The organism is Geobacter sp. PheSNFMC (assembly GCF_059620965.1).
Genome location: NZ_JCAMRN010000040.1, coordinates 15,699 through 29,895, shown reverse-complemented (window position 1 = coordinate 29,895; position 14,197 = coordinate 15,699). Strand labels below are relative to the sequence as shown.

The following is a 14,197-nucleotide window of genomic DNA, read 5'->3' as shown; positions in this document are numbered from 1 at the left end:
CATCCCCCCACATAGAACATTTCTCCCAGCGACCCGCTGTAATCCAAACTCATTAACCCACCACAAGTATACGCCCCGACTATCCCTGCGCGCACGAGCGCAGTCAAGTCAGGAAAATCCTGATGCAACAGGGGATTCTGGGGAGAGGACACAAAAAAGGGGGAACCGGTACACCGGCTCCCCCTGTGGCGCGTTATGAAGTCAGGATCAGCGGGAGGATTGGCCGCGGATGTGGAAGCCTTCCATCTCGGTTTCCAGCACTTTTACCTGGCGGCTGAGGGTGATGGCCGCTTCTTCCATGACCCGCGAGACTTCGAGGCTCATGGTTGCCGACTTCTGGATCTCTTCCATGGACCGGACGATCTGCTCGCTGCCCCGGAACTGTTCTTCGCTGGCGTTGCGGAACTGGCCGATCATGTCGGTGATGTTTTCGGTGGAGCGGGCGATGATGTTTCCCGTGGCGCTCTGCTCGCGGGTGGAGTTGCGGACCTGGGCGGTGGCGTCGCGCATCCGCTCCACCGCGGTCATGATGAGGTCGCCGCCGGCGCCCTGCTCGCTGGTGGCGCTGGCGATCTGGCCGGTCATGTCGGTGACCCGGTTGATGGCGTCGCGGATGATCTTGCTGCCGGTGGCCTGCTCAACGGTGGCGCGGGCGATTTCGGCCACCCGCGAGGAGGCTTCGCGGGCCCGCATGACGATTTTGCCCAGGGCCTCGTCGGCGTTGGCGGAGAGGCGCTCTTCGTCGGCAATGCTCTTGTCGGCCCGGCTGATGGCTTCCACGGCGCGCCGGGTTTCGCTCTGGACCCCCATGATGACCTCGGCGATCTCCCGGGTGGAGGTGCGGGTCCGGTCGGACAGGTCCGTGATCTCGCCGGCCACCACGGCGAAGCCGCGGCCGTGTTCGCCGGCCTGGGCCGCGATGATGGCGGCGTTGAGGGAAAGGAGGTTGGTCTGCTCGGCGATTTCGTCGATAACGGAGATGATGCCGCCGATGTCTTCCACCTTGCGGGACAGGACGTCGATGACCTCGGTGGTGATGCGCGAGGAGCGCTGAATGGCCACAATGCCGGCGATAGCGTCCTCCACGGCGCGCTTGCCCCGCTCGGCCTCGCGCTCCACGTCTTCGGAAAGGGCGGCTGTTTCGCGGGCGTTCACTTCGACCTGGCCGATGGCCGTGTCCATCTGGGCCACGGAGGAGGCGGTGGTGGTGGAGATTTCCATCAGGCTCTGGACGCTGCCGTCGATCTGCTTGATGGATGCGGCCATCTGGATGACCGAGGAGCTTACTTCGTCCACCAGGCGCGAGAGGCTGTCGGCGTTGATGGCCACTTCTTCGACGCTGGCGGTCATTTCCAGGATCGAGGATGAGGTGTCGGCCGCGCTGAGGGAGAGGTTGGCGACGCCGTCGGCCACTTCGCGGATGGAGGCGTTGATCTCGGAGATGGCCGAGGAGGCGGCGTTGACGCCCTTGGCCTGGATCTCTTCGCCTTCGGTTACCTTGCCGGCCGCGACGGCGATCTTGTCGGACAGGGCGTGCAGCTCGCCCACGGCCTTGCGGACCGAGGTGAGCATGCCCGAGAGCCGGTCGGCCATGGTGTTGAAGTCGTCGCCCAGGGTGCCGAGCTCGTCGCGGGAGTCCACCGGCACGGCGGCGGTCAGGTCGCCCCGGGCGCCGCTCTGGAGTGCCGCGGCCACGCGCTTGACCCGGCCAACGATCATGCGGGTGAAGAGAAGCCCCAGGCCAATGGCTGCGGCAACGGCCATGAGGATGACCGTGATGAAGGTGTAGCGGGTGGACTGGCGGATGGTATCGGTGGCCTTGAGCCCGGCGTAGGTCTGGGATTCGAGGTAGTCGGCCAGGTCGTCGATGTCGAGCTTGGCGTTCTCGCTGGTGTCGCGGATGGTTTCCAGGGCGAGCCGGTTCAGGGTTTCATCGGCCAGGGCATCCTTGGCGGCCTGGTCCACCACGCCGCTTCGCAGTCCCTTCAGCAGACGCTGCTTGTGGGCGATGAGCTGGTCCGCTGCCTTTTCGAATTCGCCCCAACTTGCCAGGACGGCGGCTGCGTAGTTCGCGACGGGGCTGCCGGCCGGAGCCGGGGGGATGCCCAGGGCGGGGTCGCCGTTGAGCAGGGCGTTCGAGTATTTTTTGAACAGCTCGTTCTTGGCGCGATAGTTGTTGACGTGTTCTTCGAATTCGTCCGGGTCGGTCCTGACCATGGCGGCCTCGACCAGGTTGACCCGGCACGCCTTCTGGCTCAGTTGCATGTTGAGGACCGCTTTTTCCTGGAGGGCGCGGCCCCGGAGCATGGTTTTCACCTGCGTTACCACGCTGTCGACCCGCCAGATGCCGAAGATGCCGGTGACGGCCACGATCAGGGCCATGGCGCTGAATGCGAGGATGTGCTTCGCCCGAAGCCGCGCATTTCTGAATGACAGTGACATGCTAATGGTTCCTCCCGCTGGAACGCATCAAAGGATTCATATGGAACGTATCGGCCGTAACCCGGTTTGTCTTGATGTTTTTTCGTAAAAGCGGACTGTGTGCCGTATACGGGATGGGCGCGGCGGCGGTTGCGCTCCCGCCCGGGTTTCATTTCAAGCGAATAGGGGTACACTGATACCAGTGCCGCGAGCCCGGACATTCGCACTCTCTGAAGGAGGAACAGTCATGAAAAAACACACGATTGCCATTGCCGCCTTTGCGCTCTGCACTCTGCCCGCCGTGGCGGGCGCCACTCCGGCCCGGCCGGGAGGGTACGTCTCGGGCTTCTTCGGGGTAAGCGCCGCCTTGGATGCCGATGTGACGAGTATCGACAATCAGTTCGGCGACGTTTTCAACGACCGGGTGGAGTATGACCCGAACATCTACGTGGGCGGTACCGGCGGGTACGATTTCGGCCACTTCCGGCTGGAGGGGGAACTCTCGTACAAGCATGCGGAGATCAGTTCGATCACCGACGATACCGGCTTCCGGTTCCGGGGGGTGGACGGCAACCTCGGCGCCCTGGCGTTCATGGCCAACGCCTTTGTGGATCTGCACAACAATACGCCGGTCACCCCCTACTTCGGGGGAGGCATCGGCTTTGCCGTTCTGAGCCTGAGCGACACGTACGGCAGCGACGCCTCGGGCCGGCTGCTCCTCTACCCGGAGGACGACACCACGGTGTTCGCCTACCAGGCGGGCGGCGGCGTGGAGATCGCCATCAATCCGAGCCTGTCCCTTGACCTGGGATACCGCTACTTCGGCACCACCAAGGGAACCTTCGACTCGGACTGGATCACCACGACCAAACTGAAGTACGAGAGCCACAACGGCATGGTGGGGTTCCGGGTCAAGTTCTGAGCCGGGGCACCCGTTTCTTTTTGCCCGTTGTTGTGCTACACATCATCCCGTGCTGATCGGTGCAGCGGCCCGTGACCGGGGCGATTTCGAGCGGATGGTGTGCGGATGACGGAAGAGCGGAGCAGGGGAGTGGTGAGGGACGGGCTGGGCGCGGCCTGGCCCATCTGTCTGGGGTATGCCCCCATCGGGCTGGCCCTGGGGGTGCTGGCCCAGAAGGCGGGGCTCGGCCCCCTGGATACGGGGATCATGTCGGTGCTGGTGTTTGCCGGCGGCTCCCAGTTCATCGCGGTGGCCATGATCAAATCAGGGGCAGCACTGGGTGCCATCGTGGCCACCACGTTCATGGTGAACCTGCGGCATGCCCTCATGACGTCGGCCCTGGCGGTGCCGCTCCAGGGGGTGAGCCGCCGGTTCCTGGCCCTGTTCGCCTATGGCGTGACCGACGAGAGCTTTGCCGTGAACATGGCCCGGTTCCGGGCCGGCGGGTGGGACCGGTGGCGGGCCCTGGTGGTGAACCAGACGGCCAACCTGACCTGGATCCTGAGCACCATTGCCGGGGCCTATGCCGGGGAGTTCGTTCCCGCCGGGGCCCTGGGCATCGACTACGCCCTCACCGCCATGTTCATCTGCCTGCTGATCTTCCAGCTCCGGAGCCGGTTCTACGCCATCGTGGCCGCGTTCTCGGGGCTGGTGGCCACGGCCCTCTACGTGACGATCCCCGGCAACTCCCACATCGTGATCGCCGCCGTCACCGCCGCCACGGTGGGCTACGCCGTGCGCCGCAACCGGGCTGCCAGGGGGGTGGTCTGATGGATTTCCGGACCTACCTGGCCGTTGTCGCGGGCATGGCGCTCGCCACCTATCTTCCCCGCATGATTCCCCTCGTTCTCCTCTCCAACCGGCAGATACCGCCCTGGCTGGCCGACTGGCTGGACCTCATCCCGGCAGCCATCCTCGGCGCCCTGCTGGCCCCGGGCCTCCTGGCGGGCGAAAGCCGCGCGCTGGAGCTGGGGCGGCCGGAACTGATCGCCGCGCTCCCCACCGTTGCGGTGGCGCTGAAAACCCGCTCCCTGGGCCTCACCGTGGTGGTGGGGATGCTCTGTTACTGGTTGATCGGAAAGATTGTCTGACGGACGGGGGGCTCAGCGCCCCCTGTTGCCGAAGATGAGTTTTGCCGCGTCGTAGGTGTAGAGGACGAGCCCCGTCCAGATCAGGGCGAAGCTTGCCAGGTGGGTGGGGGTGAAGGTCTCGCCAAAGGCGAAGACCGCCAGCACGAAGTGGAGCGTGGGCACCACGTATTGCATCAGCCCCACCGTGGCGAGGCGCAGCCGCTTGGTGGCCGCCGCGAACCAGATCAGGGGGGTGGAGGTGAGGACCCCGGCGCAGGCGAGCAGGACGGTGATGTGGGTGGGCCCGGAGACGAAGGCGCTCTTTCCCTGGTACGCCAGCCAGCCGAGATAGCAGAGGGCGAGCGGGAAGAGGAGCAGGGTCTCCACGGTGAGCCCGGCCAGGGAGTCAACGGGCGCCTTTTTGCGCAGCAGGCCGTAGAGGCCGAAGGAGAGGCCCAGGGACAGGGCGATCCAGGGGAACTCCCCGTGCCGGAGCGTGAGGATCGCCACCCCGGCTGCGGCCAGGATGAAGCTCGCCTTCTGCTTGGGGCTGAGCCGCTCGTGCAGGAAGACCACCCCCAGGAAGGCCGACACCAGAGGGTTGATGAAGTAACCGAGGCTCGACTGGAGCACCTTGCCCGCGCCCACGGCATAGATGAAGACCAGCCAGTTGACGGCGATCAGGAGCGTGGTGGCGCAGAGGGTCATCAGGGTGCGGGGCTGGCTGAAGGCGGCCCGGACCCCGTCCCACCGGCGGGCCACGGTCAGCATCACGGCCAGCGTCGCCACTGACCAGGCGATCCGGTGGGACAGGACCTCCAGTGGGGTCACGCCGGCCAGGGCCTTGAAGTAGATGGGAAAGAACCCCCAGAGGAGGTAGGCGGCGAGGCCGAAGATCACTCCGGTGCGGGCCTCCCGCGTCGCCTGGTCCGGCGGATTGCTCATTGATGCCTCCTGGCCGGGTGTGTGGGGCGGCGAAAGAACCAGTTCCTTCATTGGCCGCCCCCATGATACACGAGGCGGATGCCCCCATGAAAGCCCGAAGAGGGCTTCCGTGCCCCGGCCGCCGCGGCTGCCGGGCCGTGGGTGGCCGGCACGATGGCCACCAGGGCGTCCCGGTGCCCCTCCAGTACCGCCTTGCCGCCGTGGGTAAAGCAGAACATGTCGCCGGCGCCCAGGAAGCGGTCCCGGTCGTCCCCCTCCTGGGTGAGCCAGATGATCCCCTCCTTGCAGCAGAGCACCAGCCCCTGCGGGTTCCCCTCGATGGCAACCGTTTCGTTCTTCGGCAGACGCAGTTCCATGACCCGTTCTCCCCTCCGCCGCCGTTCCGGTACGGGCGGACTGTAATGGTCGCAGTATCGCCGATCCCAAACAAGAATAACAGTTGCACAATTTGAAAATTGTTACCGGTACAGAGTGGGGCAATGGACAACTGTACTGTTGAAAAAAGACGTAAACTGTTCCGGGAACGGACTTGACTTTCTAGACGACCGGTCTAATAATTCCTCCCATGGACAAGAACGAAACGCGCGCCACGATCATCCGCATCGGCACCGACCTCATCTCCCGCCAGGGATTCAACGCCACCGGCATCGACGCAGTGCTGAAGGAGGCAGGGGTCCCCAAGGGGTCCTTCTACCACTATTTCAGGAGCAAGGAGGAGTTCGGCCTGGCCGTGATCGATCATTTTGCCGAGCGCTACGATCAGCGGCTCGACACCTTCCTGAACGACGATGAGGTGACGCCGCTGAACCGCGTCCGCAACTATCTGGAGAGCGGTCTGGCGCGACTGGAGCAGAACCGGTGCAGCAAGGGGTGCCTCATCGGCAACCTGGGCCAGGAACTGGCCGACCAGCACGAGCGGTTCCGGGTCCGGCTCGACGGGATCTTCCGTTCCTGGAAGGAGCGTTTCGCCGTCTGCCTGCGGGAGGCCCAGCGGGCAGGGGAGCTGGCCCCGGAGCTCGATGCCGGGGTGGCGGCGGGGTTCATCCTCTCGGGCCTGGAGGGGGCGATCCTGCGGGCCAAGGTGATGAAGTCGCCCCAGCCGCTGCGGGATTTCATCGAAATTCTCTTCGCCTCGGTGCTGCGCCGGCAGGCGTGACAGCGGTTCCGGGCGGCTAGACGATCGGTCTAGCGGTTTCACGCCCCGTCGTCCGGCGGGGCGCATGGATTCGGAATGCGAGCCGTAGGGGTTATGTGCGGTACGTTCTAACTCTCAGGAGGGATCAGATGACGGATACGACGACGCAGTTCAAGGCGCTGGTAGTGGAGAAGACGGCCGACAAGCAGTTCGTGCGGGAGGTGCGGCAACGGAGCATCGACGACCTGCCGGCCGGTGACCTGGTGGTGCGGGTCCACTACTCGTCCCTCAACTATAAGGATGCCCTCTCGGCCACGGGCCACCCCGGCGTGACCCGGCAGTTCCCCCACACGCCGGGCATCGACGCGGCAGGTGAGGTGGTTGCCTGCGACAGCGGCGCCTTTGCGCCGGGGGACCGGGTCATCGTCACCGGCTACGACCTGGGGATGGAGACCGACGGAGGTTTCGGCCAGTACATCCGCATCCCCTCGGCCTGGGCGGTGCCGCTGCCGGAGGGGCTCTCCCTGCGCGAGAGCATGGCCCTGGGCACCGCCGGCCTCACGGCGGCCCTGTCGGTGCTCGGGCTGGAGCGGGCCGGGGTGACGCCCGACCGGGGCGAGATCCTCGTCACCGGCGCCACCGGCGGGGTGGGGAGCATCGCGGTCGCCATCCTCGCCGCTGCCGGCTACCGGGTGACGGCCTCCACGGGCAAGGAGTTCGAGGAGGAGTACCTCCGGGAACTGGGCGCCACTGAGGTGATCGGCCGCGAGGAACTGGCCGCCGGGGCGGAAAAGGCGCTTCTGGCCGAGCGGTGGGCCGGCGCGGTGGACGTGGTGGGCGGCCCGACCCTGGCGGCGGTGCTCAAAAGCGTGAAATACGGGGGCGTCGTCACCTGCTGCGGGCTCGTGGGGTCGCCGGATCTGCCGGTGAACGTCTATCCGTTCATCCTGCGGGGGGTGAGCCTGCTCGGCATCGATTCGGTCCAGGCGTCGCCCGGGATCCGCCGGGAGATCTGGCAGCGCCTGGCCGGAGCCTGGAAGCCCGCCGGCCTGGCCGGGATGGTGACCGAGTGCTCCCTGCAGGGGCTCGAAGTCATGATCCAGGCGATTCTCCACGGGGGGGTCACGGGACGCGTCGTGGTCAACCTGCTGGAAAGCTGAGACAGGTAGCCTGAATCCTGGCCGCGGGCACCCCGCGTCGCTCCGCGTGCCTCTCGCACTGCCGCTGTACGGCTCACTTCGCTACCGGCCTGAAACTCACCCTGGCGGGTTCAGACAATCAGGCCGGTTGCCGCTCCATTTCGCCTACAGCGGCTGGCGCTCGGGCACAGTCGCTCCGTCGGTGCGCCCGCTGCCAGGATTCAGGAGTTAAGAACATATTCATACAGGGAGGAACCATGAACATCGTCACACTGCTGGGTAGCCCGCGCGCCAGGGGGATCAGCGCCGCCATCGCCGCCCGCTTCACCGAAACCGCGGCCGAACTGGGCGCACAAACCCGGTCCTTCGAGCTGAACCGGCTCACCTACCGGGGGTGCCAGGGGTGCTACGCCTGCAAGAAGACCCTGGACCACTGCGTGCTCAAGGACGATCTGGCCCAGGTGCTGGATGCGGTGCGCGACGCCGACGTGGTGGTGCTGGCCTCGCCGGTCTACTACGGCGACGTGACCGCCCAGCTCAAGGGGTTCATCGACCGGACCTTTTCGTACCTCAAGCCCGATTACCTCTCCAACCCGCAGCCGAGCCGGCTTTCGCCCAAAAAGCTCGTGTTCGTCCTCACCCAGGGGCACCCGGACGAGGGGATGTTCGCCGACATCTTTCCCCGCTACGAGGGGTTTCTCACGTGGATGGGCTTCGTCGATGCCCGCCTGATCCGGGCCTGCGGCTTCGGCCCGTCCACCGTGGACAAGGTGCCCGAGCAGTACCTGCAGGAGGCGGAGCAGGCGGCGCGGGAGATCGTCGGGCAGGGGAGGTGACAGTCATGGTCAGTGCGGCAACCGGCATCGCCATGCGTTCCCCGGCCCCGGCCCGGTAGCGGCCCGTCATGGAATCGAGGGAACACCGGGCAGGCAGGCTCCTGCTGATCGCCTGCACCATCAGTTTCGTCTGCTTTTTCGGCTCCTACATGCGGATTCCCATCGTCCCCCTCTTTGCCACGTCCATGGGGGCCGATGCCGCCCAGGTGGGGCTGATCAACAGCGCGTTCATGCTCATGGCAGGGGCGCTCTCCATCCCGTCGGGCCTCGTCTCCGACCGGCTGGGGCGCCGCATTCCGCTCCTGGGCGGGCTGCTCCTGCTGGCGGGCTCGTCGTTCCTCCTCTACTGGAGCAACAGCCCCCTGCAGATGGCGGGGGTTTACCTCCTCTTCGGCATCGGGCTGTCGGCCTTCTCGCCCACCCTCATGTCGTACGTGGCGGACGTCACCCCGCCCGAGGTGCTGGGGCAGGCCTACGGCTGGTACACCATGGCCCTCTACGGCGGCATGACCCTGGGCCCCGCCGCCGGGGGCTTCCTCGGCACGGCCCTGGGGCTGCGGCCCGTGTTCCTGGTCTCCGGCGGGCTGATCCTCGCCATGTTCGCGGTGGCGCTCTTCCTCCTGCCCGCGACCCCCAGGGCCGCTTCCGGCGCCGCTCCGCACCGGGCGATCCTGCCGACGCTCAGGGGGCTCATGGGGAACCGCCGCCTCCTGGCCTGCCTGGCGGCCACCATGGGCACCTGCTTCGGCTTCGGCATGTTCGTCACCTTCATGCCCCTCTACATCCGGAGTCAGGGGATGCATTCGGGGCACGTGGGGTTCGTCTTCGCGGCCCAGTCCCTGGCCAATGCCGTCTCGCGCCTGCCGTCCGGGAAGCTGAGCGACCGGGTGGCCGACCGCAGCCGCCTGGTGGCCGGGGGGCTCGCCGTGTTCGCCGTGGCCCTGGCCGGCTTCGGCTTCTGCCGGTCCGTGGTGCCGCTCATGGGAGTCGCGGCGCTGATGGGGATGAGCATGGGGATCGCCTTCACCGCCGTCTCAGCCCTGATCGCCGACGTGGTGCCCCGGGAGCAGCGGGGGCTCGCCATGGGGTGTTATAATACCTGTGTCTATGCGGGGATGATGCTCTGCGCGGCCGGCATGGGGCCGGTCATCAGGGAAGAGGGCTTCCGGACCGGGTTTTTCCTGAACGGCGTGGTGGGGCTGGCGACGCTGATCCTGTTCGTCGCCCTCTATCGGCGGCCCGTGCCCGTAGCCGGGCCATCGGCCTGAGGGAGCCGCCGCGTTCTTTTCGCAACCGGAAAAAGGAGGGTCGGATGGATGAGACCATCAGTGCCGAGATCGGACGCTTCGTGGCGGAGAGCCCGGGCAACCGCTTTCCCGACGGGAGCGGCCCCTACTTCGATCAGCCCCTGGTGGGCTTTGCCGCGGCCGGCGATCCCCTGTTCACCGAGTACAAGCGGGTCATCGGCGAGTTTCACCTGACCCCGGCCGAGTTGCTGGAGGGGGCGGCCACGGTGATCGTCTGGGTTCTGCCGGTGACGGAGTCCACCCGCGTGAGCAACCGGCTGGAATCTGACTGGCCTTCGCGCTCGTGGGCCCTCACCCGGACCCACGGCGAGACCCTGAACGGGGCCCTCCGACGGCATCTGGTCGCCTACCTGGAAGGGCTCGGCCACGGGGCCGTGGCACCCCAGTACTCCCCGGCCTGGCGGGAGTTTTCCGACACGCCGGTGGGGATCGCCTCCACCTGGTCCGAGCGGCACGCCGCCTATGCCGCCGGCCTCGGCACCTTCAGCCTCTCGGACGGCCTCATCACCGGCCGGGGGATCGCCCACCGGGTGGGAAGCGTTGTCACGACCCTGGCCCTGCCGGCCACGCCGCGCACCGCCCGCACCCACCGCCACAACTGCCTCTGGTACCGCGAAGGGACCTGCGGCGTCTGCATCGGCCGCTGCCCGGCGGGGGCCATCACCTTTGCCGGCCACGACAAGGCCCGCTGCCGGGAGCTGGTCTATGGCTCGGCCCCGGCCCTGCTGGCGGAACGCTACGGCGTCCCCCACACCGGCTGCGGTCTCTGCCAGACCCGCGTCCCGTGCGAAGCCGGCGTGCCGCGCGGGAAAAAACCTGCCGGATCACCCTGATCCGTCTCTGTCCCCCGCCTATTCCCTGAAGCGCCTTCCTGCCTGCGCGGGTCACGCCCCCGGTGCGCCCTCAGTCTGTTCCGTCCCCCCCTGTCGCAGCGGCAGCACCACCCGGAAGGTGGTTCCCTCTCCCTCCGTGCTTTCCACCAGTATGTTCCCCCCGTGATCCTTGACGATGCCATAGGAGACGGAAAGGCCCAGCCCGGTCCCTTCGCTCTTGGTGGTGAAGAAGGGGCTGAAGATCCTCTTCAGGTTTTCGGGGGCGATGCCTCTGCCGGTGTCGCTCACGGAAACCGTGCAGGTGCCGGCCTCCTCGTCCCGGGTCGTGGCCACGGTGAGGCTGCCCCCGTCCGGCATGGCCTGGATGGCGTTGAGCACCAGGTTGGTGAAGACCTGCCGGAGCTGGTCCGGGTCCCCTGCCAGGGGCGGCAGGTCGACGGCGTAAGCTTTCCTGATCTCGATGCGGGTGAGCGGCACCTGGTGCCCCATCTGCTTGAGGATGTCGTCCAGCAGGGGGGGGAGCGAGACCGTGCCGAGCCGGCGCTGCTGCTGGCGGGCGAATTTCAGGAGGCTGCCGATGATCCGCTCCACCCGCCCCACCTGTTGGGCGATGGTGTCCACTTCCTCCCGGTTGGGGTCGTCGTCGGGCAGCGCCATCTGGAGGAGTTCCGCATTCCCCCGGATGATGGCCATGGGGTTGTTGATCTCGTGGGCCACGCCGGCGGCAAGCATGCCGATGTCGGCCAGTTTCGCCGCCCGGACCAGGTCTTCCTGGGTCTTGACCAGGAGCAGGTTCTTTTCCTCCAGTTGGGCGGTGCGGTCACGGACCTTCTGCTCCAGCTCCCGGTTCAGCTTGCGGATGTCCTCCTCCCGCTGGGCAAGGGTCCGGGTCATCTGGGCAAACTCGCCGGCCAGGTCGCTGATCTCGTCGCGGGTATGGATGACGATCTCCAGGTCGCGTTCGCCGGCGGTGATGCGCCGGGCCACGGTTTCCAACTCGCGGATGGGGCGGGCGAGCCGGGTGGCGATGAAGCTGGAGATGGCAAGCCCGATGAAGGAGCCGCAGAAGAGCACCACGCCGAAGATGAGCGCTATCTCCCGCTTCATCTCGCTGTAGGGCTTCTCGGGCATCCCCACGTAGAGGGAACCGATGGGGACCCCGCCCGGGCTGAGGATCGGCTCGTAGGAGGAGAAGTACCAGTCGTTGACCACGAAGGCCCGCCCCACCCACTTCTCCCGGCTCAGGATCACCCGGTTGAAGACCTCTTCCGACAGCCGGGTGCCGATGGCCCGGCGGTCCGGCGCGGTATAGACGTTGGTGGCGATGCGCAGGTCCCCCAGGAAGATGGTGGCGGTCCCCACGTCCCTGCCCTGGAAGCGGACCGCCTCGAAGACGATCTTCTTGATCCGGTCCACCAGCTCGTTGTTGCCGTTGAGGAGCACCCCGCCGTAGAGCGCCCCCACGATCCGGCCCCGCCCGTCGCGCACCGGCGAGGCGGCCACCATGACCATGCCGGTGCGCTCCACGAATTCATCCTCCCGCGCGCGGGCCCGGGGGGTGGGGACGATCTCGATGGCGGCCCGGGCAGCCAGGGCCGCGCCCTCCTTGACCAGTTCCTCGGGGGTGAGCACGTCGGTGCCGCTCACCTGCTCGCCGCGCAGGGCGCGGGAAACCACGGCGTCGGTCGCCTTCAGGTCGCCGTGGGCCTCGGCGTTGCTGGCCCGGAAGATGACCTTGCCCCCCGCGTCCACGGCGGTGAGGATGTCGAGCCCCTCGGCCTTGAGCAGGGGGACCAGGAGGCTGCGGAGGGTGTTCCGGTCGCTCTTTTCCAGGATGGCTGCGGTGAAGGGGTTGGTGGCGGTGAACTTCACCACGTCGCGGATGTGCTCCACTTCGCCGTCGTAGACCGCCCGGGCCGCGTTCAGGTCGGTGCGGACCTTTTCCTGGGCCTGGGCCACGATGCGTGAATTGATGATGTAGACACCGATGAGCCAGCAGATGCTGGTGGCCACGAACAGGGGGATCAGGGTGGCAAAGGTCAGCTTGAGGCGTATGGGGAAGCGGAGCGGCTTCATTCGTCCTCGGCCGGGGCGCCTCCCGGCAGGGTCAGGGCGTACTCGACGATCTTGCGGTCAAGGGTCTTGCGCGAGATGCCCAGGATCTCGGCGGACCGGCTCTTGTGCCAGCCGGTCTGGCGGAGGATCCGCTCGATGTGCTCCTTTTCGATCACCTCCAGGGAGATGAGGCGGTCTTCCCTCGGCGGGGCAAGGGGGGCGGGGGCTCCGGCCGCCTGCCGGTACATGGGGAGGACGTCGGGGGTCACGAACTCCCCCCGGGCGAGGATGGCGGCCCGCTCCACCACGTTCTCCAGCTCGCGGACGTTGCCGGGCCAGTGGTAGCCCTGCAGTACCTGGACCGCCTCGGGCGAGATCCCCTTCAGCTCTTTCCTGACGCGGCGGGAGTACTTCTGGAGGAAATACTCGGCCAGGGGGATGACGTCCTCGGCCCGCTCCCGCAGCGGGGGAAGATTGATGGTGATGACGTTCAGGCGGTAGTAGAGGTCTTCGCGGAAACGCCCCTCCCGCACTTCTTTGGCCAGATCCTTGTTGGTGGCGGCCACGAAGCGGATGTCCACGTTCTTGGCCTTGGTGGCACCCACCGGGATGAAGTCCCGCTCCTGGATGACCCGCAGCAGCTTCGCCTGGACCGTGGCCGACACGTCGCCGATCTCGTCCAGGAAGAGGGTGCCGCCGTCGGCCTCCTCCAACAGCCCCTTCTGGGTGGTGATGGCGCCGGTGAAGGCGCCGCGCATGTGGCCGAAGAGCTGGCTTTCGAGCAGCGTGTCGGACAGGGCGGCGCAGTTGATGGAGAGGAAGCGCCGCCCCCGGCGGGGGCTGTTGTAGTGGATGGCGCCGGCGATCAGCTCCTTGCCGGTGCCGGATTCGCCGAGGATTAGGATGTTGGCGTCGCTGCCGGCCACCTGGAGGGTGAGCTCGTAGACCTCCCGGAACTTGGCGCTGGTGAAGATGATGTTGTCGGGGGTGTCGGGCCGCGCCAGCTCCTCCTTGAGGGCCTTGTTCTCCTTCATGAGCAGGTCCATCTCAAGGGCGTTGTCGATCACGCCCAGGATCTTCTCGCGCGGGAACGGCTTGGTAACGTAGTCGTAGGCCCCCAGCTTGATGGCGTCAACGGCCGAGTCGATGGTGCCGAAGGCGGTCATGACCACCACCGGCAGGGAGGGGCGGAGTTTCTTGACCCGCTTGAGCACTTCGATGCCGTCCATGTCGGGCATCCGCACGTCCTGGAGCAGGATGTCCGCATCGCCGTCGATGCCGGCCTCGATCCGGGCCAACAGGCTCGTGCCGTCGGCAAAGGTCTCCACCTCGAAATCCTTGGCCTGGAACATCTTCTGGAGGTAGCGCCGGATTCCTTCTTCGTCGTCGCAGATCAGTATTTTCGCCTTGAGCATCGTTGCCCGGATTCCTTTTTTCATGTGAGGTGTGTGGGTGGGACACGGTTGGCCTTTGTAGACGTGTCTACATGGACAAA

The 14,197-nt window shown here is 66.7% G+C and carries 13 protein-coding genes; 8 read left to right on the top strand and 5 right to left on the bottom strand.

What is annotated here, in order from left to right; all coding sequences use genetic code 11:
• Nucleotides 1–207 precede the first annotated feature (207 nt).
• A complete protein-coding gene (locus tag AC6CDK_RS10460; protein WP_192905992.1) occupies nucleotides 208–2,442 on the bottom strand; it encodes a methyl-accepting chemotaxis protein in 2,235 nt (744 codons plus the stop codon).
• Nucleotides 2,443–2,668: 226 nt separating this feature from the next.
• Here AC6CDK_RS10460 and AC6CDK_RS10455 point away from each other — a divergent pair, with 226 nt between their 5' ends.
• The 3 genes from AC6CDK_RS10455 (at nucleotide 2,669) to AC6CDK_RS10445 (ending at nucleotide 4,473) form a co-directional block, all read left to right on the top strand.
• Nucleotides 2,669–3,343 (top strand): outer membrane protein, encoded by a 675-nt coding sequence (locus AC6CDK_RS10455; RefSeq protein WP_192905991.1) that lies wholly within the window; start codon nucleotides 2,669–2,671, stop codon nucleotides 3,341–3,343.
• A gap of 105 nt (nucleotides 3,344–3,448) precedes the next feature.
• A complete protein-coding gene (locus tag AC6CDK_RS10450) occupies nucleotides 3,449–4,153 on the top strand; it encodes an AzlC family ABC transporter permease (protein WP_192905990.1) in 705 nt (234 codons plus the stop codon).
• Entirely contained in the window at nucleotides 4,153–4,473 is a 321-nt protein-coding gene (locus tag AC6CDK_RS10445) for an AzlD domain-containing protein (protein ID WP_039646310.1), read from the top strand. Before AC6CDK_RS10450 ends, AC6CDK_RS10445 begins: the two co-directional genes overlap by 1 nt.
• Before the next feature lie 12 nt (nucleotides 4,474–4,485).
• Here AC6CDK_RS10445 and rarD read toward each other — a convergent pair whose 3' ends face one another.
• On the bottom strand, nucleotides 4,486–5,397 hold the full coding sequence (rarD, locus tag AC6CDK_RS10440) for an EamA family transporter RarD (protein ID WP_039646308.1): 912 nt from the start codon (nucleotides 5,395–5,397) through the stop codon (nucleotides 4,486–4,488).
• Nucleotides 5,398–5,444: 47 nt separating this feature from the next.
• Complete coding sequence (locus AC6CDK_RS10435) at nucleotides 5,445–5,753, bottom strand: DUF2917 domain-containing protein (protein ID WP_039646307.1); 309 nt, start codon at nucleotides 5,751–5,753, stop codon at nucleotides 5,445–5,447.
• A 209-nt stretch (nucleotides 5,754–5,962) separates the two neighbouring features.
• On the opposite strand from AC6CDK_RS10435, the gene AC6CDK_RS10430 reads away from it, so the two are divergent.
• From AC6CDK_RS10430 to AC6CDK_RS10410, 5 genes are all read left to right on the top strand, one after another.
• Nucleotides 5,963–6,553, top strand: coding sequence for a TetR/AcrR family transcriptional regulator (locus tag AC6CDK_RS10430; protein ID WP_039646305.1), 591 nt, complete (start codon nucleotides 5,963–5,965; stop codon nucleotides 6,551–6,553).
• A 128-nt stretch (nucleotides 6,554–6,681) separates the two neighbouring features.
• The gene (locus AC6CDK_RS10425) at nucleotides 6,682–7,692 is read left to right on the top strand and encodes a YhdH/YhfP family quinone oxidoreductase (protein WP_039646303.1); all 1,011 of its coding nucleotides are present in this window, start codon (nucleotides 6,682–6,684) and stop codon (nucleotides 7,690–7,692) included.
• A 236-nt stretch (nucleotides 7,693–7,928) separates the two neighbouring features.
• On the top strand, nucleotides 7,929–8,507 hold the full coding sequence (locus tag AC6CDK_RS10420; RefSeq protein WP_039646301.1) for a flavodoxin family protein: 579 nt from the start codon (nucleotides 7,929–7,931) through the stop codon (nucleotides 8,505–8,507).
• Between the two features lie 68 nt (nucleotides 8,508–8,575).
• Nucleotides 8,576–9,775, top strand: a complete 1,200-nt coding sequence (locus AC6CDK_RS10415) for an MFS transporter (RefSeq protein ID WP_039646299.1) — start codon at nucleotides 8,576–8,578, stop codon at nucleotides 9,773–9,775.
• A 44-nt stretch (nucleotides 9,776–9,819) separates the two neighbouring features.
• A complete protein-coding gene (locus tag AC6CDK_RS10410) occupies nucleotides 9,820–10,647 on the top strand; it encodes an epoxyqueuosine reductase (RefSeq protein WP_039646297.1) in 828 nt (275 codons plus the stop codon).
• A gap of 51 nt (nucleotides 10,648–10,698) precedes the next feature.
• Here the strand turns inward: AC6CDK_RS10410 and AC6CDK_RS10405 are convergent, their stop codons facing one another.
• A complete protein-coding gene (locus AC6CDK_RS10405) occupies nucleotides 10,699–12,723 on the bottom strand; it encodes a sensor histidine kinase (protein ID WP_192905989.1) in 2,025 nt (674 codons plus the stop codon).
• A complete protein-coding gene (locus AC6CDK_RS10400; RefSeq protein WP_039646293.1) occupies nucleotides 12,720–14,117 on the bottom strand; it encodes a sigma-54-dependent transcriptional regulator in 1,398 nt (465 codons plus the stop codon). Before AC6CDK_RS10400 ends, AC6CDK_RS10405 begins: the two co-directional genes overlap by 4 nt.
• Between the last annotated feature and the right edge of the window lie 80 nt (nucleotides 14,118–14,197).

What these genes read in the sequence shown, in the direction of transcription:
- AC6CDK_RS10460 (WP_192905992.1), bottom strand. Translation starts at nt 2,442, where the DNA reads ATGTCACTGTCATTCAGAAATGCGCGGCTTCGGGCGAAGCACATCCTC.
- AC6CDK_RS10455 (WP_192905991.1), top strand. Translation starts at nt 2,669, where the DNA reads ATGAAAAAACACACGATTGCCATTGCCGCCTTTGCGCTCTGCACTCTG.
- AC6CDK_RS10450 (WP_192905990.1), top strand. Translation starts at nt 3,449, where the DNA reads ATGACGGAAGAGCGGAGCAGGGGAGTGGTGAGGGACGGGCTGGGCGCG.
- AC6CDK_RS10445 (WP_039646310.1), top strand. Translation starts at nt 4,153, where the DNA reads ATGGATTTCCGGACCTACCTGGCCGTTGTCGCGGGCATGGCGCTCGCC.
- rarD (WP_039646308.1), bottom strand. Translation starts at nt 5,397, where the DNA reads ATGAGCAATCCGCCGGACCAGGCGACGCGGGAGGCCCGCACCGGAGTG.
- AC6CDK_RS10435 (WP_039646307.1), bottom strand. Translation starts at nt 5,753, where the DNA reads ATGGAACTGCGTCTGCCGAAGAACGAAACGGTTGCCATCGAGGGGAAC.
- AC6CDK_RS10430 (WP_039646305.1), top strand. Translation starts at nt 5,963, where the DNA reads ATGGACAAGAACGAAACGCGCGCCACGATCATCCGCATCGGCACCGAC.
- AC6CDK_RS10425 (WP_039646303.1), top strand. Translation starts at nt 6,682, where the DNA reads ATGACGGATACGACGACGCAGTTCAAGGCGCTGGTAGTGGAGAAGACG.
- AC6CDK_RS10420 (WP_039646301.1), top strand. Translation starts at nt 7,929, where the DNA reads ATGAACATCGTCACACTGCTGGGTAGCCCGCGCGCCAGGGGGATCAGC.
- AC6CDK_RS10415 (WP_039646299.1), top strand. Translation starts at nt 8,576, where the DNA reads ATGGAATCGAGGGAACACCGGGCAGGCAGGCTCCTGCTGATCGCCTGC.
- AC6CDK_RS10410 (WP_039646297.1), top strand. Translation starts at nt 9,820, where the DNA reads ATGGATGAGACCATCAGTGCCGAGATCGGACGCTTCGTGGCGGAGAGC.
- AC6CDK_RS10405 (WP_192905989.1), bottom strand. Translation starts at nt 12,723, where the DNA reads ATGAAGCCGCTCCGCTTCCCCATACGCCTCAAGCTGACCTTTGCCACC.
- AC6CDK_RS10400 (WP_039646293.1), bottom strand. Translation starts at nt 14,117, where the DNA reads ATGCTCAAGGCGAAAATACTGATCTGCGACGACGAAGAAGGAATCCGG.